This window comes from Streptomyces sp. NPDC046860 (assembly GCF_040645115.1).
Taxonomy (GTDB): Bacteria; Actinomycetota; Actinomycetes; order Streptomycetales; family Streptomycetaceae; genus Streptomyces.
In genome coordinates this window covers 242781-261930 of the sequence record NZ_JBEYXQ010000001.1, presented here as the reverse complement: position 1 = coordinate 261930, position 19150 = coordinate 242781, and the positions used below count along the sequence as shown (strand labels likewise).

At 70.6% G+C, this 19150-nt stretch carries 18 protein-coding genes and 1 riboswitch; of the genes, 7 read left to right on the top strand and 11 right to left on the bottom strand.

Annotated elements, in window-relative coordinates:
* Positions 1-47 precede the first annotated feature (47 nt).
* Positions 48-1316 (bottom strand): extracellular solute-binding protein, encoded by a 1269-nt coding sequence (locus ABZ898_RS01240; RefSeq protein WP_361651549.1) that lies wholly within the window; start codon positions 1314-1316, stop codon positions 48-50.
* 409 nt (positions 1317-1725) lie between these two features.
* Here ABZ898_RS01240 and ABZ898_RS01235 point away from each other — a divergent pair, with 409 nt between their 5' ends.
* The 6 genes from ABZ898_RS01235 (at position 1726) to ABZ898_RS01210 (ending at position 8838) form a co-directional block, all read left to right on the top strand.
* A complete protein-coding gene (locus ABZ898_RS01235; protein WP_161148126.1) occupies positions 1726-2490 on the top strand; it encodes a GntR family transcriptional regulator in 765 nt (254 codons plus the stop codon).
* A gap of 132 nt (positions 2491-2622) precedes the next feature.
* The gene (locus ABZ898_RS01230; protein ID WP_361651547.1) at positions 2623-2886 is read left to right on the top strand and encodes a DUF3311 domain-containing protein; all 264 of its coding nucleotides are present in this window, start codon (positions 2623-2625) and stop codon (positions 2884-2886) included.
* A complete protein-coding gene (gene mctP, locus ABZ898_RS01225; RefSeq protein ID WP_361651545.1) occupies positions 2883-4493 on the top strand; it encodes a monocarboxylate uptake permease MctP in 1611 nt (536 codons plus the stop codon). Before ABZ898_RS01230 ends, mctP begins: the two co-directional genes overlap by 4 nt.
* 78 nt (positions 4494-4571) lie before the next feature.
* Positions 4572-5078, top strand: a complete 507-nt coding sequence (locus ABZ898_RS01220) for a GNAT family N-acetyltransferase (protein ID WP_361651543.1) — start codon at positions 4572-4574, stop codon at positions 5076-5078.
* A gap of 88 nt (positions 5079-5166) precedes the next feature.
* A riboswitch (cobalamin riboswitch) is annotated at positions 5167-5246 on the top strand.
* 143 nt (positions 5247-5389) lie between these two features.
* Positions 5390-7774, top strand: coding sequence for a ribonucleoside-diphosphate reductase subunit alpha (locus ABZ898_RS01215; RefSeq protein WP_361651541.1), 2385 nt, complete (start codon positions 5390-5392; stop codon positions 7772-7774).
* Positions 7775-7830: 56 nt separating this feature from the next.
* Positions 7831-8838: a ribonucleotide-diphosphate reductase subunit beta gene (locus ABZ898_RS01210; protein ID WP_361651539.1), complete on the top strand. Its 1008-nt coding sequence runs from the start codon at positions 7831-7833 to the stop codon at positions 8836-8838.
* On the opposite strand, the gene ABZ898_RS01205 is transcribed toward ABZ898_RS01210, so the two are convergent.
* The gene (locus tag ABZ898_RS01205) at positions 8751-8999 is read right to left on the bottom strand and encodes a hypothetical protein (RefSeq protein WP_361651537.1); all 249 of its coding nucleotides are present in this window, start codon (positions 8997-8999) and stop codon (positions 8751-8753) included. The two genes, ABZ898_RS01210 and ABZ898_RS01205, sit on opposite strands and share 88 nt — an antisense overlap.
* A 92-nt stretch (positions 9000-9091) precedes the next feature.
* Between ABZ898_RS01205 and ABZ898_RS01200 the strand changes: the two genes are divergently transcribed.
* Entirely contained in the window at positions 9092-10054 is a 963-nt protein-coding gene (locus tag ABZ898_RS01200) for a helix-turn-helix domain-containing protein (RefSeq protein ID WP_361651535.1), read from the top strand.
* Positions 10055-10082: 28 nt separating this feature from the next.
* On the opposite strand, the gene ABZ898_RS01195 is transcribed toward ABZ898_RS01200, so the two are convergent.
* The 9 genes from ABZ898_RS01195 to ABZ898_RS01155 all read right to left on the bottom strand — a co-directional run bounded on the left by ABZ898_RS01195 (position 10083) and on the right by ABZ898_RS01155 (position 19150).
* Positions 10083-11453, bottom strand: a complete 1371-nt coding sequence (locus ABZ898_RS01195) for a cytochrome P450 (protein ID WP_361651533.1) — start codon at positions 11451-11453, stop codon at positions 10083-10085.
* The gene (gene cyc1, locus ABZ898_RS01190) at positions 11450-12532 is read right to left on the bottom strand and encodes an epi-isozizaene synthase (protein ID WP_361651531.1); all 1083 of its coding nucleotides are present in this window, start codon (positions 12530-12532) and stop codon (positions 11450-11452) included. Before cyc1 ends, ABZ898_RS01195 begins: the two co-directional genes overlap by 4 nt.
* A 245-nt stretch (positions 12533-12777) precedes the next feature.
* Positions 12778-13428, bottom strand: coding sequence for a peptide deformylase (gene def, locus ABZ898_RS01185; protein WP_361651529.1), 651 nt, complete (start codon positions 13426-13428; stop codon positions 12778-12780).
* 80 nt (positions 13429-13508) lie between these two features.
* Positions 13509-14489 (bottom strand): tetratricopeptide repeat protein, encoded by a 981-nt coding sequence (locus ABZ898_RS01180; RefSeq protein ID WP_361651527.1) that lies wholly within the window; start codon positions 14487-14489, stop codon positions 13509-13511.
* Positions 14490-14599: 110 nt separating this feature from the next.
* Complete coding sequence (locus ABZ898_RS01175) at positions 14600-15829, bottom strand: metal-dependent phosphohydrolase (protein ID WP_361651525.1); 1230 nt, start codon at positions 15827-15829, stop codon at positions 14600-14602.
* Positions 15826-17139: an HD-GYP domain-containing protein gene (locus ABZ898_RS01170; protein ID WP_361651523.1), complete on the bottom strand. Its 1314-nt coding sequence runs from the start codon at positions 17137-17139 to the stop codon at positions 15826-15828. Before ABZ898_RS01170 ends, ABZ898_RS01175 begins: the two co-directional genes overlap by 4 nt.
* Positions 17140-17246: 107 nt before the next feature.
* Positions 17247-17549 (bottom strand): mycothiol system anti-sigma-R factor, encoded by a 303-nt coding sequence (rsrA, locus tag ABZ898_RS01165; protein WP_361651521.1) that lies wholly within the window; start codon positions 17547-17549, stop codon positions 17247-17249.
* Positions 17546-18241, bottom strand: a complete 696-nt coding sequence (locus ABZ898_RS01160) for a sigma-70 family RNA polymerase sigma factor (RefSeq protein ID WP_361651519.1) — start codon at positions 18239-18241, stop codon at positions 17546-17548. Before ABZ898_RS01160 ends, rsrA begins: the two co-directional genes overlap by 4 nt.
* A gap of 258 nt (positions 18242-18499) precedes the next feature.
* The gene (locus ABZ898_RS01155; RefSeq protein WP_361651517.1) at positions 18500-19150 is read right to left on the bottom strand and encodes an alpha/beta family hydrolase; all 651 of its coding nucleotides are present in this window, start codon (positions 19148-19150) and stop codon (positions 18500-18502) included.

Below are 19150 nucleotides of genomic sequence, written 5' to 3'. Positions count from 1 at the left end.
TACGGCGGGCGCCGCGCGGGCCCGCTGGCCCGCGCGGCGCACCCGGGTCACTTGGTGTTGATGACCTTGTCGATCGCGGCGTCCGCCGCCGTGGCGGCGTCCTGGACCGACTTCTTGCCGGTGCCGATCTGCTGGAGCATGGTCTGCAGGACCTGCGCCTTCTCCACCTGACCCCAGCCCGGGGCCATCGGCACGAACCAGTTGGACTCGGCCGCGGTGGCCGGCACGGCGGTCTCCGGGGAGTTCTTCAGGGTGGCGAGGTCGGTCTTGTTGTTGGGCAGGTTGCCCTTGGCCATCAGGCCCTTCTGGCCCTCGGGGCCGGTGAAGGCGTTGATCCACTCGGCGGCGACGTCCTGGTTGCGGGACTTCACCGGGACGGCGAGGTCGGAACCGCCCAGGAACACCGGCATGTTCTTGCCGGACGGGCCGGGCATCACGAAGTTCTCGAGGTTGTCCTTGAGCTTGCCGGTCTTGTCGTTGGCCGGGTCGGCGGAGGTCGCGCCCTCCCAGGCGGCGGCGAAGATCATGGCCGACTTGCCCTGGCCGTAGACGAGGTAGCGGTCGGCCTCGTCCTTGGTCTTGTCGCCGTGCATGTACTTGTCGAGGATCTGCTTGTAGGCGGTGAGGCCCTTGACCGACTCCGGCGAGGAGAGGGTCGCCTTCCACTTGCCGCCCTGCTCCTCGGCGATGGCGCCGCCCGCGTCGTAGACGAAGGACATGCCCGCGTACCAGTCACGGGTGGGCTGGTACCAGGCGTTGAACTTGTCCCCCTCCTTCTTCTGGATCTTGTCCAGCGCGGCGGTCAGCTCGGCGTAGGTCTTCGGCGGGGTCTTGACGCCGACCGAGGCGGCCACGTCCTTGCGCCAGTTGGCGACGCGGCCACCGGCGTAGTACGGCACGCCGTAGGTCTTGCCGTCGTAGGTGACCGAGGTCTTCAGGCCGTCGAGCCAGGCGTCGGAGGCGGCGAACTTGCCGGGCTCCAGCGGGGCGAAGGCGCCCTTGACCATGTAGCCGAGCATCTCGCTGTTGCCCATCTCGACGACGTCGGGGGCCTTGTCGGTGGCGAGTACGGCGTCCAGCTTGGCGTTCTTGTCCGGCCAGCCGTAGTACTCGTGCTTGATCGTCAGGTCGGGGTGCTTCTTCTTCACGGCGGCGTCGGCGGCCTTGACCAGGTCGGGCCAGTTGTTCTGCGCGTCGACGGTGAGCCAGACCGTCAACTGGTCGCTGCCCGCCCCCTTGTCGTCCTCGCTGCCGCACGCGGCGATGGAGACGATCATGCCCGCGACCCCGATCGCGGCTATCAGTCTGCGCTTCACGCCATCCTCCTCAGGGATGCCCACAACCCCCCTGCCTCCCCGCGGTGTCACACTCGCGCGTCGAACCGCCCTCGGAGCCGGGACTGGACCAATGGTGTAGACCAGCACGGGGAGCTTGGCCCAGACCAAATGGGCTGTCAAGGGTGTTCAGGCGGGGTCAGGATGTCCGTGACGCGACCGAGATATGCAGGGACCTTTCATTGCGCAACCCGACAGATCGGACGGACCAGTTCCACTGGACCACGGGAGCGTGCCGCACGGGTGGACTAGACCAACCAGGGGTGCGGCGGTATACAGGGAGATCACGGAGCGTGCGGGCGCACCCGCCCGCGCGCGGCCGTGCCACGATGTGAGCCGTGACCGATGGCGATGTCGGTCGCTTTCGGCATCCGGAGCCGGGAAGGCAGCCATGAGCACCGACGTCAGCAGGGCGGAGAACGAGGCCGGCGCGACCGTCCGTACCGCGCGCGTGCCCAAGTACTACCGTCTGAAGAAGCATCTCCAGGAGATCACGGAGACGCTTCCGCCGGGCACGCCGGTGCCGCCCGAGCGCACGCTGGCCGCGGAGTTCGACACCTCGCGCACCACGGTCCGCCAGGCGCTCCAGGAACTGGTGGTCGAGGGCCGGCTCGAACGCATCCAGGGCAAGGGCACCTTCGTCGCCAAGCCCAAGGTCGCCCAGGCGCTCCAGCTCACCTCCTACACCGAGGACATGCGCGCCCAGGGGCTCGAACCCACCTCGCAGCTGCTGGACATCGGCTACATCACGGCCGACGACCGGCTCGCCGGACTGCTGGACATAAGCGCCGGGGGCCGGGTGCTGCGCATCGAGCGGCTGCGCATGGCCAACGGCGAGCCGATGGCCATAGAGACCACCCACCTATCCGCCAAGCGCTTTCCGGCGCTGCGCCGTTCACTGGTGAAGTACACCTCGCTGTACACCGCGCTCGCCGAGGTCTACGACGTGCACCTGGCCGAGGCCGAGGAGACCATCGAGACCTCGCTGGCCACCCCGCGCGAGGCGAGCCTGCTCGGCACCGACGTGGGCCTGCCGATGCTGCTGCTGTCCCGGCATTCCGTGGACCGCGAGGGCCGGCCGGTGGAGTGGGTGCGCTCGGTCTACCGCGGCGACCGCTACAAGTTCGTGGCGCGGCTGAGGCGTCCCCAGGACTGACAGGTTCCGCTCACACCGCCCCCACCAGCTCACATCGTCATATCGATACCCGGACGAGGGCTTCCGCTCCGCCGTGCCGTCACCTAGATTGCGTGCGCATTACGCAGTGATCAACGAGGGACGGAGTCCGGCATGCCCGAAGATTCTGAACAGAGGCAACCGGTGGTGACACCGGTCCGTGTCGTCATCGGACTGTGTCTCGTGGCGCCGTTCGTGGCGATGCTGTGGGTGGGCTCCTTCTCCAAGGTGGACCCGACCTTCATCGGCATCCCGTTCTTCTACTGGTACCAGATGCTGTGGGTGCTGGTCTCCACCTCGCTCACCATGACCGCGTACCAGCTCTGGCAGCGCGACCAGCGCTCCCGCAAGGTCAAGAACGGGGGTACTTCCCGGTGAAGGACGGCGTCAACGGCGTGGCGCTCGGCGTCTTCGTCTTCTTCTTCCTCGCGGTCACGGTCCTGGGCTTCCTCGCCTCGCGCTGGCGCAAGGCCGAGAACGAGCACTCGCTGGACGAATGGGGCCTGGGCGGCCGTTCGTTCGGCACCTGGATCACCTGGTTCCTGCTCGGCGGCGACCTGTACACCGCGTACACCTTCGTCGCGGTGCCCGCGGCGATCTACGCGGCCGGCGCGGCCGGGTTCTTCGCGGTGCCGTACACGATCCTGGTGTACCCGCTGATCTTCACCTTCCTGCCCCGGCTGTGGTCGGTCTCGCACCGGCACGGCTATGTCACCACCTCCGACTTCGTGCGCGGCCGGTTCGGTTCCAAGGGGCTGTCGCTGGCGGTGGCGGTCACCGGCATCCTGGCGACCATGCCGTACATCGCGCTCCAGCTCGTCGGCATCCAGGCGGTGCTGGACGTGATGGGCGTGGGCGGCGGCGAGGACACCAACTGGTTCGTGAAGGACCTGCCGCTGCTGATCGCGTTCGGCGTGCTGGCGGCCTACACCTACTCCTCGGGTCTGCGCGCCCCGGCGATGATCGCGTTCGTGAAGGACACGCTGATCTACATCGTCATCGCGGTGGCGATCATCTACATCCCGATCAAGCTCGGCGGCTTCGACGAGATCTTCGCCAAGGCGGGCGAGAAGTACACCGCCGCGGGGGCGGGCGGCATCGTCCCGGCCCCGGCGGGCCAGTGGACCTACGCCACGCTGGCGTTGGGCTCGGCGCTCGCGCTGTTCATGTACCCGCACTCGATCACCGCGACCCTCTCCTCCAAGAGCCGCGACGTCATCCGGCGCAACACCACGATCCTGCCGCTGTACTCCCTGATGCTCGGACTGCTGGCGCTGCTGGGCTTCATGGCGATCGCGGCCGGGGTGAAGGTCACCAACGGGCAGCTCGCCATCCCGCAGCTGTTCGAGGACATGTTCCCGGACTGGTTCGCGGGCGTGGCCTTCGCGGCGATCGGCATCGGCGCGCTGGTGCCGGCGGCGATCATGTCGATCGCGGCCGCGAACCTGTTCACCCGCAACATCTACAAGGACTTCATCAAGCCCGACGCGACGCCCGAGCAGGAGACCAAGATCTCCAAGCTGGTCTCGCTGCTGGTGAAGGTGGGCGCGCTGGTCTTCGTCCTCACCATGGACAAGACGGTGGCGATCAACTTCCAGCTCCTGGGCGGCATCTGGATTCTGCAGACCTTCCCGGCCCTGGTCGGCGGCCTGTTCACCCGCTGGTTCCACCGCTGGGCGCTGCTGGCGGGCTGGGCGGTCGGCATGCTCTACGGCACGCTGGCCGCGTACGGGGTCGCCTCGCCGACCCAGAAGCACTTCGGCGGCTCGGCCAAGGAGATCCCCGGCATCGGTGAGATCGGCTACATCGGCCTCACCGCGTTCGTGCTGAACGTCGTGGTCACCGTGGTCCTCACCTTCGTCCTGAAGGCCGTGAAGGCCCCCGACGGCGTCGACGAGACCAGCCCGGCCGACTACACGGCCGACGCGGGCGACCCCGGCGTCGAGGTCGAACTGCCCCCGGCCACGGCGGGCAGCGCGCACTAGGACGACTCACGTCCGACCGGTCACGGGCCGCCGTAAAGCGAGAGCGACGGCGGCCCGTCGTCGTACACACTCCCGGTCATGGACCTCATCATCAGAGCCGCCGAGCCGGCCGAATACGCCGCTCTGGGCGAGATCACCGCGCGGGCGTACCTTGAGGACGGGCTGCTGGACTTCGGCGAGAGCGACCCCTACCTGCGCGAGCTGCGGGACGTGGCCCGGCGGGCGGCCGCCGCACAGATCCTGGTGGCCGAGCGCGGGGGCGTGCTGCTCGGCGGGGTGACCTTCGTCCCCTCGGGCGGACCCATGGCCGACATCGCGGGTCCCGGCGAGGCCGAGATGCGCATGCTGGCGGTCGCGCACGCCGGCCGCGGGCAGGGAGCCGGGGAGGCGCTCGTACGCGCCTGTGCCGAGCGCGCACGGGCCGTCGAGGGGTGCCGGAGCCTCGTCCTGTCCACCCAGCCGGCGATGCACACCGCTCACCGGATCTACGAACGCCTCGGTTTCCGGCGTACCCCGGACCGCGACTGGAACCCTTTGCCGGACCTGTGGGACCTCGCCCTGCTCACCTACGAGTTGACGCTTTGAAGCCGCCGTGACACACAACAGACACAACATCTGGGGGTGACACGACAGCCCGGCACTAGATGTATGCTCGTGCTCGCTGTCGCCGCAGGGGAATCCGGTGCGAATCCGGAACTGTCCCGCAACGGTGTACTTGCGTGCTTCGCGCACGCCGGAGTCAGTCCGAGGACCTGTCGACAGCTGCGCCCGGCCGTCCGGTCCGGGTGCCCGAAGACGTCCGGGCCTCGTGGAGTGGGCCGGTGGACGCGACGCCGCGCGCGCTCGTGCCTTCCTGCTCTCCGCCTGGCCCCGTGCCCAGCGAGGGAGAGCCCCACGTGACCATCGCGCCTGCCGACCCGGCTTCAGCCACCCCGGCGACGAAGGCCCCTGTGGAGAACGACGGTCCCGGCGCCGCGCTGCTGCGGACCCTGACCGAGCTGACCGCCGATCTCCCCGACGCGGACCCCGGACGGGTCGCGGCCGCCGCGCTGCGCGGCCGGTCGGCGCGCGCCGACGAGGCGGAGCTGCGCGAGCTGGCCACCGAGGCCGCCGCCGGTCTGATCTCGGAGGACCCGGCCTATTCCCGGCTGGCCGCCCGGCTGCTCACCCTCTCCATCCGCGCCGAGGCCGCCTCGCAGGGCGTGACGTGCTTCACCGAGTCGGTGTCCGTGGGCCACCGCGAGGGTCTGGTCGCCGACCGCACCGCCGACTTCGTGGCGCTGCACGCCGCCCGCCTGGACGCCCTGATCGACACCGGCGCCGACGACCGGTTCGGCTACTTCGGCCTGCGCACCCTGCACAGCCGCTACCTGCTGCGCCACCCGATCACCCGCAAGGTGGTCGAGACCCCGCAGCACTTCATGCTGCGCGTGGCGAGCGGCCTGGCCGAGAACGACAGCGCCCCGGCCGTCGACGAGGTCGCCGCGCTGTACGGCCTGATGAGCCGCCTGGACTACCTGCCGTCCTCGCCGACCCTGTTCAACTCCGGTACGCGCCACCCCCAGATGTCGTCCTGCTACCTGCTGGACTCGCCGCTGGACGAGCTGGACTCGATCTACGACCGCTACCACCAGGTGGCCCGCCTCTCCAAGCACGCCGGCGGCATCGGTCTGTCCTACTCCCGCATCCGCAGCCGGGGCTCGCTGATCCGGGGCACCAACGGGCACTCCAACGGCATCGTGCCGTTCCTGAAGACGCTGGACGCCTCGGTGGCCGCGGTGAACCAGGGCGGCCGGCGCAAGGGCGCGGCGGCGGTGTACCTGGAGACCTGGCACTCCGACATCGAGGAGTTCCTGGAGCTGCGCGACAACACCGGTGAGGACGCGCGCCGTACGCACAACCTGAACCTGGCGCACTGGATTCCGGACGAGTTCATGCGCCGGGTCAACGTCGACGAGCAGTGGTCGCTGTTCTCCCCGGCGGACGTGCCGGAGCTGGTGGACCTGTGGGGCCCGGAGTTCGAGGCGGCCTACCGCAAGGCCGAGGAGTCGGGCCTGGCGAAGAAGACCATGCCGGCCCGTGAGCTGTACGGCCGCATGATGCGCACCCTCGCGCAGACCGGCAACGGCTGGATGACCTTCAAGGACGCCGCCAACCGCACCGCCAACCAGACGGCGCTGCCGGGCAACGTGGTCCACTCCTCCAACCTGTGCACGGAGATCCTGGAGGTCACCGACGACGGCGAGACCGCGGTCTGCAACCTCGGCTCGGTGAACCTCGGCGCCTTCGTGGCCGACGGCGACATCGACTGGGAGCGCCTGGACGAGACCGTCCGCACCGCCGTGACCTTCCTCGACCGCGTGGTGGACATCAACTTCTACCCGACCGAGCAGGCCGGCCGGTCCAACGCCAAGTGGCGTCCGGTGGGCCTGGGCGCCATGGGTCTGCAGGACGTCTTCTTCAAGCTGCGCATCCCCTTCGACTCCCCCGAGGCGAAGGCGCTGTCCACGAAGATCGCCGAGCGCATCATGCTGGCCTCCTACGAGGCGTCCGCCGACCTCGCCGAGCGCAACGGCCCGCTCCCCGCCTGGGAGCAGACCCGTACCGCCCGCGGCGTGCTGCACCCCGACCACTACGGCGTCGAGCTGACCTGGCCCGAGCGCTGGGAGGCGCTGCGCGCCCGGATCGCCCAGACCGGCATGCGCAACTCGCTGCTGCTGGCGATCGCGCCGACGGCCACCATCGCCTCCATCGCGGGCGTGTACGAGTGCATCGAGCCGCAGGTGTCCAACCTGTTCAAGCGCGAGACGCTGTCGGGTGAGTTCCTCCAGGTCAACGCGTACCTGGTGCAGGAGCTGAAGAACCTCGGCGTGTGGGACGCCCGCACCCGCGAGGAGCTGCGCGAGGCCAACGGCTCGGTGCAGGGCTTCGCGTGGATTCCCGAGGACGTGCGGAAGCTGTACCGCACGGCGTGGGAGATCCCGCAGCGCGGCCTGATCGACATGGCCGCCGCGCGGACCCCGTTCCTCGACCAGGCGCAGTCGCTGAACCTGTTCCTGGAGACGCCGACCATCGGCAAGCTCTCCTCGATGTACTCCTACGCCTGGAAGTCGGGGCTGAAGACCACGTACTACCTGCGTTCGCGTCCGGCGACCCGCATCGCCCGCGCCGCCGGGGGCCGCGCCCCGGAGGCCAAGACCATCCCCGTCCAGCAGGCGGCCGACCCCGACGCCGTCGCCTGCTCCCTGGAAAACCCCGAGTCCTGCGAGGCCTGCCAGTAATTCCCGCCCGTCGCCCGACCACCACCCCTGGAGGACGGCGCTTCGCGCCGACTGTTATGACCACCAAGAACCTGCTCGACCCCGGCTTCGAGCTGACTCTCCGCCCCATGCGCTACCCGGACTTCTACGAGCGCTACCGGGACGCGATCAAGAACACCTGGACCGTCGAGGAGGTCGACCTCCACTCGGACGTCGCCGACCTCGCGAAGCTCTCCCCCGAGGAGCAGCACCTGATCGGCCGCCTGGTGGCGTTCTTCGCCACGGGTGACTCGATCGTGGCGAACAACCTGGTGCTGACGCTGTACAAGCACATCAACTCCCCCGAGGCGCGGCTCTACCTGAGCCGTCAGCTCTTCGAGGAGGCCGTGCACGTCCAGTTCTACCTGACGCTGCTCGACACCTACCTGCCGAACCCCGAGGACCGCGCGGACGCGTTCGCGGCGGTGGAGAACATCCCCTCCATCCGGGAGAAGGCCGAGTTCTGCTTCAAGTGGATCGACTCGGTCGACAAGCTGGACCGGCTGGAGACCAAGGCGGACCGCCGCAAGTTCCTGCTGAACCTGATCTGCTTCGCGGCGTGCATCGAGGGCCTGTTCTTCTACGGCGCCTTCGCGTACGTCTACTGGTTCCGCAGCCGGGGCCTGCTGCACGGCCTGGCCACCGGCACCAACTGGGTGTTCCGCGACGAGACGATGCACATGTCGTTCGCCTTCGACGTGGTCGACACCGTCCGCAAGGAGGAGCCGGAGCTGTTCGACGACCAGCTGGAGCAGCAGGTCACGGACATGATCCGGGAGGCCGTCGCGGCCGAGCTGCAGTTCGGCCGCGACCTGTGCGGTGAGGGCCTGCCCGGCATGAACACCGAGTCGATGCGGCAGTACCTGGAGTGCGTCGCCGACCAGCGGCTCACCCGCCTCGGCTTCGCCCCGGTGTACGGCTCGGAGAACCCCTTCTCCTTCATGGAGCTGCAGGGCGTTCAGGAGCTGACGAACTTCTTCGAGCGCCGTCCGTCGGCGTACCAGGTGGCGGTGGAGGGCACCGTCGACCTGGACGAGGACTTCTGAGTCTGCTGAATCTCCCTTCCCTGGTCCTTCTGGGCCTGCCTGATCTGTCGGTCCGCGCGCCGGTCGCGTGCGATGCCGATCACGGAGGGCAGGACCAGGAGGACCAGGATGCCGAGGGTGGCGACCATTCCGATGAGACCTTCGATCTGGTTTCCGTTCATGTCATCAGCCTCGCGCTGAACGCTCCTGTCCAACACTGGCAGGAGTGCCATGAGCCCTCGAATTCCTGCCAGCGCCGAGGCACACTGGCAGCATGCTGAAGAACGTGGTCGCGGTCCTGCTGGACGGAGTGCACCCCTTCGAGCTGGGGGTGGTGTGCGAGGTGTTCGGCATCGACCGCAGCGAGGACGGACTGCCGGTCTACGACTTCGCGGTCGCCTCCGCCGAGGGGCCCACCCTGGACACCCACTGCGGCTTCACCGTCTCCACCCCGCACGGTCTGGAGCGGCTGGAGGAGGCGGACCTGATCGCCGTCCCGGCCGGCGAGACCTACGTGTCCCGCGTCTATCCCCCCGAACTGCTTCACGCCCTGCGCCGGGCCGTGGCCCGCGGCGCGCGGGTGCTCAGCGTGTGCTCGGGGGTGTTCGTGCTGGCCGAGGCGGGGCTGCTGGACGGACGCCGGTGCGCCGTGCACTGGCACCACGCCGACGAGCTGAGCCGGCGCCATCCGCGCGTCACCGTCCAGCCGGACGTGCTCTACGTCGACGAGGACCCGGTGATCACGTCCGCGGGCACGGCGGCCGGTATCGACGCCTGTCTGCACCTGGTCCGCAAGGAGCAGGGCCCCGAGGTCGCCAACAAGATCGCCCGCCGGATGGTGGTGCCCCCGCACCGCGACGGCGGCCAGGCCCAGTACATCGAGCGCCCGCTGCCCAAGGGCCCCTGCGACACCGTGGGCGAGGTGCTGGCGTGGATGGAGGAGCACCTCGACCAGGAGGTGACCGTCGAGCAGCTCGCCGCTCGCGCGCACATGTCCCCGCGCACCTTCGCCCGCCGCTTCCAGCAGGAGACCGGCACCACGCCGTACCGCTGGATTCTGCGCCAACGCGTGGTGCTGGCACAGGAGTTGCTGGAGGCGACAGACGAGACGGTGGACTCGATCTCCTGGCGGGCCGGGTTCGGCAACGCGGCCGCCCTGCGCCACCAGTTCGTGCGGGCGCTCGGCACCACCCCGAACGCCTACCGGCGCGCGTTCCGGGGCCCCGAGGCCGCCTGAACGCGCGCCGGCGGCGCGGCCGGGCCCCTCACCACTCCACGGGCTCGACCAGCAGCCGGTGCGGGCGCAGGGTGATGCCGACCCGGGTGGTGGCGTCCGAGTCCTCGACCTGGCGGAAGCGGTACTTCGCCGAGACCGCCGCGACGATCAGGCTGAGCATGGCCATGGAGAAGTGGTCGCTCGGGCACTTGCGGTTGCCGACGCTGAAGGGGCTCATGGCGTACTTCGGCACCTCCTCGGCCCGCCCCGGCAGCCAGCGGTCGGGGTCGAAGTCGAGGTGGCGGGCGTAGGAACGGCTGTCGCGCTGAATCGCGTAGGGGCTGTAGATGATGTCCGCCCCGGCCGGAATGCGATAGACACCCAGTGCGGTGTCGGTGAGCGCGCGCCGGGTCAATATCCATACGGCGGGCCGCAGCCGGAGGGCCTCCAGGACGACATTGTTCGTATGGCCGAGCGCGCGGACGTGCTCGAATCCGACCGGCGCACCGCCGGTTACCGATTCAACTTCCGCGCGCACCTTCTCGGCGTGCTCCGGATGGTCCGCGAGGATCTGGAGAAGCCACATGATCGTGGAGGCGATTGTCTCGCTTCCGGGGGTCAGTATGGCGACGACCTGGTCGTGGATCTCCTGTTCGCCGATGGGGTCGCCATTGCCGTCCTTGGCCTCCAGCAAAGCCGTCAGCAAATCGTCCGGCCTTTGGCCCGACTCCCTCCGCTCGTGCACGATCTCGTCGACCAGCAGATGCAGATCGGCCAGTGCCCGGTTGAATTCGCGGTGGGACGGGAACGGCAGCCGGTACAGCGCGCCGAGGGGAAGCACCATGCGCCGGTACATGCCCCGGAAGACGGTGGCGAGGTCCGTGCTCAGCCGCTCCGCGCACTCGTCCATGTACCTGCCGCGCAGCAGGCAGCGGGCCGCGACGCGCACGGCGACCCGGAACGCCTCGGAGGTGGCGTCGACGGGCTGCCCCGGACGCCAGCGCTCGGTGAGCGCGTGCGCCTCCTCCTCCATGATCGGCCCGTAGGCGGGGATCGCGGCGAGCCGGAACGCGGGCTGGATGGTGCGGCGCTGGCGGCGGTGCAGCGGGCCGTTGGCGGTGGCCACGCCCTCCTTGCCGAGCAGCCCCTCCAGCGACTCCCAGACCGGTCCGTCGATCTTGAAGTCGGGGCTCAGCGCGAGTGCGCCGGTGAGCGCCGGCGCGGTGACGGCGTACACCGTCTTGGGGCCGAGCTTCAGGCGCACCACCTCACCGTGGTCGCGCAGTTGTGACATGAACGCGAGCGGGTCGCGGGCCAGTTTCAGGCCGTGCCCGAACACCGGGACGGCGCCTCCCGCGAGGGGCGGCTCCTTCGATCCGGCCACTTCCAGCGTCCCGGGACCGACGGCGTCGACGGTCATTTCTCACCTGCCGCTTCGTTGTTGACGTACGGGGGTGTGGACCGGTCCTCCCAGCTGTCGACCATGTAGCGGCCGGACTCGTGGTGGAACCAGTAGACGGTGCTGAACCAGTTCCGCATATTGCCGACGCAGGTCCGCACGGCGGCGCTCAGTTCCATTCCGCGCACGGTCGAGTCGGCGAGCCGGTCGGCGAACTCCAGTGCCTCGCGCTCGGCTTCGGTGAATTCACTGACGCATTTCTCGATGCGGCGCCGGAGTTCTTCGACGGCTTCTTCGAGAGTGAGCCCGGAATGGGTGACGAGACTGATTCCGAGATTGTGCACCTCGTCGCCCGCTATCTCCTTCGGCAGCGAGCACAGGTCGTTGTACCAGGCGGCGAATTCCTGGCTCAGCAGCGCCGCGCGCCGAAAGGCGGGGTTCTTCCGGACCGCGTCGGGGAGCAGGCATCCGGCGCTGGGTTCCAGGAGGTCGGTCCATATCCAGTGGGCGAAGGTGAGCCGCCGCAGCGCGAGGTACTCCTCGACACCGGGCACCCGGCCCTGGACGCGGTTGCGGAACTCGCGGTCGTACGCCTCGATCACCTCGTGGAAGTGCCGGGCGAAGCGCTGGTTCCAGGCGGGCGGCAGGAACGCGCAGAGCCGCAGCACGCTGTCGGCGAAGGCGGCAACCAGGGCGTCCTGGTGGTGCAGATGGTCCTCGGGTGCGTCGAGCGCGGTATGGAGACGCTGTCGCAGCCGGCGCCAGTCCTCGGTCCGGCCGTGCACGACGTCGCGGTCGTGCCGGTCGTCCCAGACGAAGAACCACGCGCTGTAGTCGGCGATGGCCTGGAGCACGTCGTCGGGGGCGCCCAGGTAGTACCCGGCCATCAGATCCGTGTAGCGCAGGTCGTCGGCGTACTCGCGGACCTTGTCCGGGGACATGAGCCGCTTTTCCAGCAGCCAGTGCCGGGTGTTCTCCTGGAGCCTGGGCCAATACGGGTGCAGCTCCCGGGGAAAGGACGCCTCGATCACCGGAAGCGCGAGGGAGGGTGGTACCGCGACCGCTGTCGCCGATGTGGTGCCGCGTGAGAAAGCATGCACGAACTGTCCCCTCTCGACCGCCAGGAGCACACGCCCCTCCTTGCCGTGCCGGGCGTGCGCCGTTGCGTATCCCCGCACCCCCATTCAGCACTACAACTGACCGTTAGGGGAACGGATTTGCTCCATTCACTACCCCAAGTCGCCGGGATTCTTTCGGCGAACAGACGAACGACGCCCGGCCGGGGAGGTCCCCGGCCGGGCGTCGTGGCTGTTCGGTGCCGTGGCGGCGGTGCCGCGCGCTCCGGTCAGTCGTTGGCGACCACGGCGTAGCGCGGTTCGTTCTCGGCCATCTGCCGCAGCGCGTCCTTGCGGTCACGCTTGGAGAGGCGGTCGATGTACAGGTACCCGTACAGGTGGTCCGTCTCGTGCTGGAGGCAGCGGGCGAAGTAACCGGTGCCGCGGACCTTGACCGGGTTGCCCTTCTCGTCCTGCCCGGTCACCTCGGCGTAGTCGGGGCGCGCGAGCGGCGCGTACGCCGTGGGCACGGACAGGCAGCCCTCGTTGCTGTCGTCCAGGCGGCGCGCACCGGCGGGCAGCTCGGCCAGCACGGGGTTGCAGATCACGCCGACGTGGCGGACGCCGTCGTCGTCCGGGCAGTCGTAGACGAAGACCTTCTGGCTCACACCGATCTGGTTGGCGGCCAGGCCCACGCCCTCGGCGGTGCGCTGGCTGGCGAACATGTCCGCGACGAGCGTCTGGAGCTCGGGGCCGAACTCGGTGACGTCCGCGCACTCCTTGTGCAGCACCGGGTTGCCGACGACCGTGATCGGCCGCGAGGTCCCCCGCTCACGCCAGGCCGTCTCGCGCTCCTCACAGTCCTGGGTGTCGACGACATAGCCCTCGTCGTCGACGGGGAGCACGCCCGCCTGCTGCTGATCGGTGTCCTGCTGAGCCATGACCGAGTGACGCCTTCCTCAAAACAAACATGGGGGGACTAGCGGATACAGGGTACGTGGGCGGGCTCGCCGCAGGAGCCTCAGCAGACCTCTTCGAGATCCCGCCAGTCCCGGGAATCAGGACTGTCCGCGACCCACCCGTCCAGCAGCCCCCGGACCAGCGAAGCCGGCGCGGCGATCCCGCACTCCCGCTCCGGCACCCACAGCTGCCCGTCGGTCCGGTGCCCCAGCGGACCGGGATGACCGGGCTCACTGTGGTCGTGGGGATCGAGGTGCACGCCCTCGCCCTCGTCGGAAGGCATCCGCGACTCAGAACACATCCGGCACAGCAACCGCACCGAAGACGACCAGTCCTCCGCCGCGAAACCGGCGTCAGCGGCAAGCTGCTCCAGCGCGTCCCGGTCCGCCTCGGTCGCCGCCTCCAGCAGCACCACCCAGGTCGGCACCGGCGAGGGCGCCCACAGCTCGATCTCGTCGAAGACCGGATAGGAGTGCCCGGTGGAGGTGGTGCGCTCACCGTGCGGGACACCGTCGTGCAGGACGACCTCGCCCCAGCGCCGCCCGGAGGACGGCAGCGGGATGGACAGCACCTCGATCCGGGCGGGGTCCAGCCGGCGTCCCCAGACCACCTCGGCCTCACCCTCGGGGGAGAGCCGTACGGCCGCGCTGCCCAGCTCCATGCCGAGCGGCTCACCGAGCGCGGTGGCGCCGCCGGGCACCTTCAGCCCGTAGGCCTGCCAGGCGCGGCGGGCCAGCGGCCAGTCCTGGAGTCCGGTGGCGGCGATGCCGACGTTCCACCAGTCGGGCGCGCCGGTCCCCCGGTCCAGCAGGGCCACCGCGCGCAGCCCGGCGGCGCGGGCCTGCTCCCAGTCGTGCCGGAACTTGTGCAGCAGGGCCAGGTTGAACCAGGACTCGGCGAGCCAGGGCTCCAGATCGGCCGCGCGGGTCAGCAGCTCGCCCGCGTCCTCGTACCGGCCGTCGCCGATGAGCGTGAACGCCCTGTCGGTGGCCTGCCGCCAGGAGGCGGAGGGCCGGTTCCGTACCTTGCCGAAGATCCTCACGATTCCCGCCTGCCAGTTCCGTTCCGCTCAGTGGGCTGGCTCTTGCCCCCGGACTGCCTCTCCCTCGCATCCAACCACGTCACGCGGGAGAGGCGCTCATTACCCATCGGTTACCCAGCCGAGGGCAAGGTCAGACAGTCGCGGGACAGGACCCGCGCCAGCGATTCCACCACCTCGGGGGCGTAGTCCCCGGCGGTGGCGAGCCGCAGTTCCTCCAGCGCGCACAGCGGGCCGCCGGCCCCCGCCTCGCGCGCCTTCTCCTCGTACGCGTTGACCGCGCGCACGATCCGGGCGGCGACCGGCTGCTCCCGGTAGGGGTCGGCCTGCCGCTCCACGACCACGGCGACGGCCGAGGACACCCCGGTCTGCCGGACCACGGCGCCGCCGAGCAGGGCGATGCGCCGCTGCTCCGCACCGGACAGGCCGGCGGTGGCGCCCGCGTGCACGGGGTCGACCAGGCTGAGCTGGCCGATGTCGTGCATGAGGGCCGCGTGCTCCAGCACGGTCAGCTCGGTCCCGGTGAGCCCCAGGTCACGGCCCACCGCGAGGCTCAGGGCGGCGACCCGGCGGGCGTGCCCGGCCGGGGTGTACCCGGCGATCTCGGTGGCGCGGGCCAGGGAGGTGATGGTCTGCCGGTAGGTGGCCCGCACCGCGGCGTACCGGCGCAGCGACAACTGGGTGAGGAGCAGCGGGAGGCAGAACACCGGCAGCGCCCACAGTCCGGCGACGGCGACCGCGAGCGCCATCACCGCGCCGGTGGCGCAGACGGCGGAGCCGATGCCGAGCAGCCCGCGCAGTTCCTCGCGCAGCAGCGGCCCGAACGGCCAGCGGGTGCGGGAGCGGGCGAGCGCGGCGGCCAGCACCGCGTCGCACAGGGCGGTCAGCGCGAGCAGGGCGAGGAGCAGCAGGGCGTAGGCGGAGCCGTCCCAGTGGTCGAACACGCCTCTGGCGTAGAGGGGTTGGAAGCAGACCGCGGCGAAGCCGACGGTGAGCAGGCGCCGGGCCAGATGGTCGAGGGTGGGGGTGCGGCCGCGCCAGATGTGCGGGACGCCGCCGAGCAGGGAGGCCACGAGCACCACGGTGACGATCTGGGCCGCGCCGTGCCGGGCGGGGTGTCCGGCGTCGGCGCCGAGCAGCGCGTAGGAGAGGGAGCCCGCGGTGCCGAGGGGGGCGGCGCGGCGGCTGCCGCCGCCCTTCCAGCGGGTGAGTTCGCCGACGGATATGAGGACGCCGAAGGCGAGCGCGGTGCCCCGGTCGTCGACGCCGGTCCACAGGGTGACGCCGAGCGCGACGGCCGCGACGAGGGCGGCGGCGCCGTGGATGAGGCGCCGGGCGGTCATCGGTGCGCCCCCGTGGTCCGGCCGTGGGCGCGCTGGCGGGGCGGACCGCCCGCGGCCGGTTCGTCGGCGGTGACCTCGGGGTGCCAGCCGTGCCGGCGCAGGGCGGCGGCGAGCGCGCCGACCATTCGGGGGTCGAACTGGACGCCCGCGCACCGCTCCAGCTCGGCGACGGCGGTCTCGACCGGGCGGGCCCGGCTGTAGGAGCGGGTGGAGGTCATGGCGTCGAAGGCGTCGGCGACGGCGACCAGGCGGGCGCACTCGGGGATCTGGCTCCCGGCGAGGCCGTAGGGGTAGCCGCTGCCGTCGAGGCGTTCGTGGTGGTGCAGGATCGCGGCGCGGGCCTCCCCGAGGAAGGAGATCCCGCGGGTCATCTCGTGGCCGTACTCGGGGTGGAGCTCGATGATCCGGCGTTCCTCGGGGGTGAGCGGGCCGTCCTTGCGCAGCAGCCGGGTGGGCACGCCGAGCTTGCCGACGTCGTGCAGGATGCCGGCGAAGCGGAGCACCTCCACGCGCGCGTCGTCCATGCCGAGCTGGCGGGCGATCATCATGGACGCCCGTCCGACGCGCTCGCTGTGGCCGCGGGTGTAGCCGTCCTTGATGTCGACGGCCTGGACGAGTGCGCGGATGGTGGCCTGGTGGGCGGCGCGTTCGCGGTGGTACTGGGCGAACACCCAGCAGGAGACGCCCATCGGCAGCAGCACGAGCAGCGCGGCGACGGGCCCGTAGGGGCTGCGCCAGAGCACGGCGGTCATCAGTCCGGCGAGGCCGTGCGCGGCGACGGGGGCCAGGGAGCGGCCGAAGACGCCGCGCCAGGCCCGGCGGAGCGGAACCCGGTCGGCGGCCGCGTGCATGGCGCCGTCGAGCAGGGTGAGCACCAGGCAGAAGGCGAGCACGGCGGCACCGGCGGGCAGCAGCGCGTAGGGGAAGGCGGAGTCGTCGACGGCGGCCTCGCCGTCGAGCGCGTGGTGCACGCGGGCGGCGGCCCAGACGGCGAGCGAGGGACGGGCCGCGCGCCAGACGCGGCGCGGGAGCGCCGGCGCGTGCTCGACCGGGGAGAGCAGCGCCGCGGGCAGCGGGACGAGCGCGGCGGCGGCCGGGGGCAGCAGGAAGGCCCCGGCGAGCAGGACGGGATAGAAGGTGCCGCCGAAGCGGCGGCGGACGACCTGGTCGCACAGCGCGTAGAGCGCGGCGAGGGCGGTCAGCTGCGCCCACGGGACGGGGGTGCCGGCCGGCGGGGGCAGTGCGCAGAGCGCGGCGAGTACGGCGGCGCCGGCCACGCAGGCCCGTGCTCGTGCCGGAACCGCCTCCATGCCGCCCTCCCCGACCGTGCCCCGTCCGGGTGGAGCGTAGGACGGGGTACGGGGAGTGCGGGGGTCAGTCCGGTGGGATTAGCACGTTCGGGTGACGGGGGCGCCGATCAGGTCTCGCGGGCGACCGTGGTCACGTCATGCTCGGGGACGGTGCCGCCCGAGCGGATCAACTCGATCCGGCCCATGACCTTGGCGCGCAGGTCGGCGGGGACGTCGTCATGTCCGCAGCACCGCTTGACCAGCTTCTTGACGGCCTGCTCCAGACCGTACTTCTCCAGGCACGGGTGGCATTCCTCGAAGTGGTGCTGGAACTTGTCGCGGTCGACGTCCGGCATCTCGCTGTCGAGGAACTCGTACAGGTGGTCGAGGACCTCACTGCAGTCCGTCTCGTGCGGCTCTCCGCAGCTCATGAGCCCGAGCCTTTCGCTTCGTCCGACTCTCCGGCGCCCGCGGGGACCAGGCCGCGCTCGCGCGCGTAGTCCTCCAGCATGCCGCGCAGTTGGCGGCGGCCCCGGTGCAGCCGGGACATCACCGTACCGATGGGTGTCCCCATGATGTCCGCGATCTCCTTGTAGGCAAAGCCCTCTACGTCCGCGAGGTAGACGGCGATGCGGAACTCCTCGGGGATCGCCTGGAGCGCCGACTTCACGTCCGAGTCCGGCAGGTGGTCCAGCGCCTGGGACTCGGCGGAGCGCAGGCCCGTCGACATGTGCGACTCGGCACGCGCGAGCTGCCAGTCCTCGATCTCCTCGGCCGCGCTGCGCTGGGGTTCGCGCTGCTTCTTGCGGTACGAGTTGATGAAGGTGTTGGTGAGGATCCGGTACAGCCACGCCTTGAGGTTGGTGCCTTCGCGGAACTGGTGGAACGAGGCGTACGCCTTGGCGTACGTCTCCTGCACCAGGTCCTCGGCGTCGGCCGGGTTGCGCGTCATGCGCAGCGCGGCCGAGTACATCTGGTCGAGGAACTCCAGCGCGTCCCGCTCGAAGCGCGCGCTGCGCTCCTTGCTCGTCTCGGCGCCCGGTTCCGCGTTCACGCCCTGGTCCTCGGGCTGCTCCGCGTGGCCGCTGCCGGCCCCTGCGTCGGTACCGGTGACCGGACCCACCTCCTCAAGTTCCCGCGCGAGGCCGAGACCGGCCCCACTCGTTTCGGAGGATAGAACACGACCCGTACCCGCCGCCGCTCGAATCGGAGCGGTCCTGGCCGCGTGCAGCACCGTCCAGTCCAGGTCAGTACGGCTGCTGCGACTCGGACATGCGGTCGAACCCATGCGGCTGACTTCCTCTCCCGCGACGACGCCTCTCCGGCGCTCCAGCACTTCTGTCCGCCACAACAGCGGTGCCCCGCGCGGCATTCCCGAGGGTCACCCGAGTGACGTGGCCCACCTCGCGGCGGCGTCCGTCACGGTCGTCAGGGCCGCGTCCCGGGTCACGGGGGCCCGTTTCGGTACGGCGAAGGAGTGATCGCCGAAGGGCACCTCGACGAGTTCGAACCCGCCCTCCGAAGGAAACTCCTCCGGCCTGCCGAAGGGGTCGTTCCCGCCCTGGACGACGAGGGTGGGCACCCCGGCGCCGAGCAGCTCGTCCGCGCGGGACTTCTCGGGTCTGCCCGGCGGATGGAGCGGGAAGCTCAGCGCGAGCACCGCGCGGGCCCCCAGTTCCCCGGCGGTACGGCAGGCGACCCGGGCGCCCGCGCTGCGGCCGCCGGAGATCACGGGCAGGCCGGGCCTGGCCAGCGCGGGCCACAGGCCCCGCCAGCCGGTGTCCAGCGTCTTCGGCGCGGGGGCCACCTTGCGCCCGGCCACCCGCCAGGGCTGCTCGACCAGGGCGACGCTCACCCCGTGCGCGGGCAGCACGGCGGCCAGCGCCTGGAGATCGGCCGCCTCGATCCCGCCCCCGGCGCCATGGCTCACGGCCAGGACGAGGCGGGGGTCGGCGGCGGGGTACCAGGTGACACGGGCTGTCCCGGCCTCGGTCTCGACGGTCTCGGTGGCAGCGGCGGAAGTGGGGCTCAC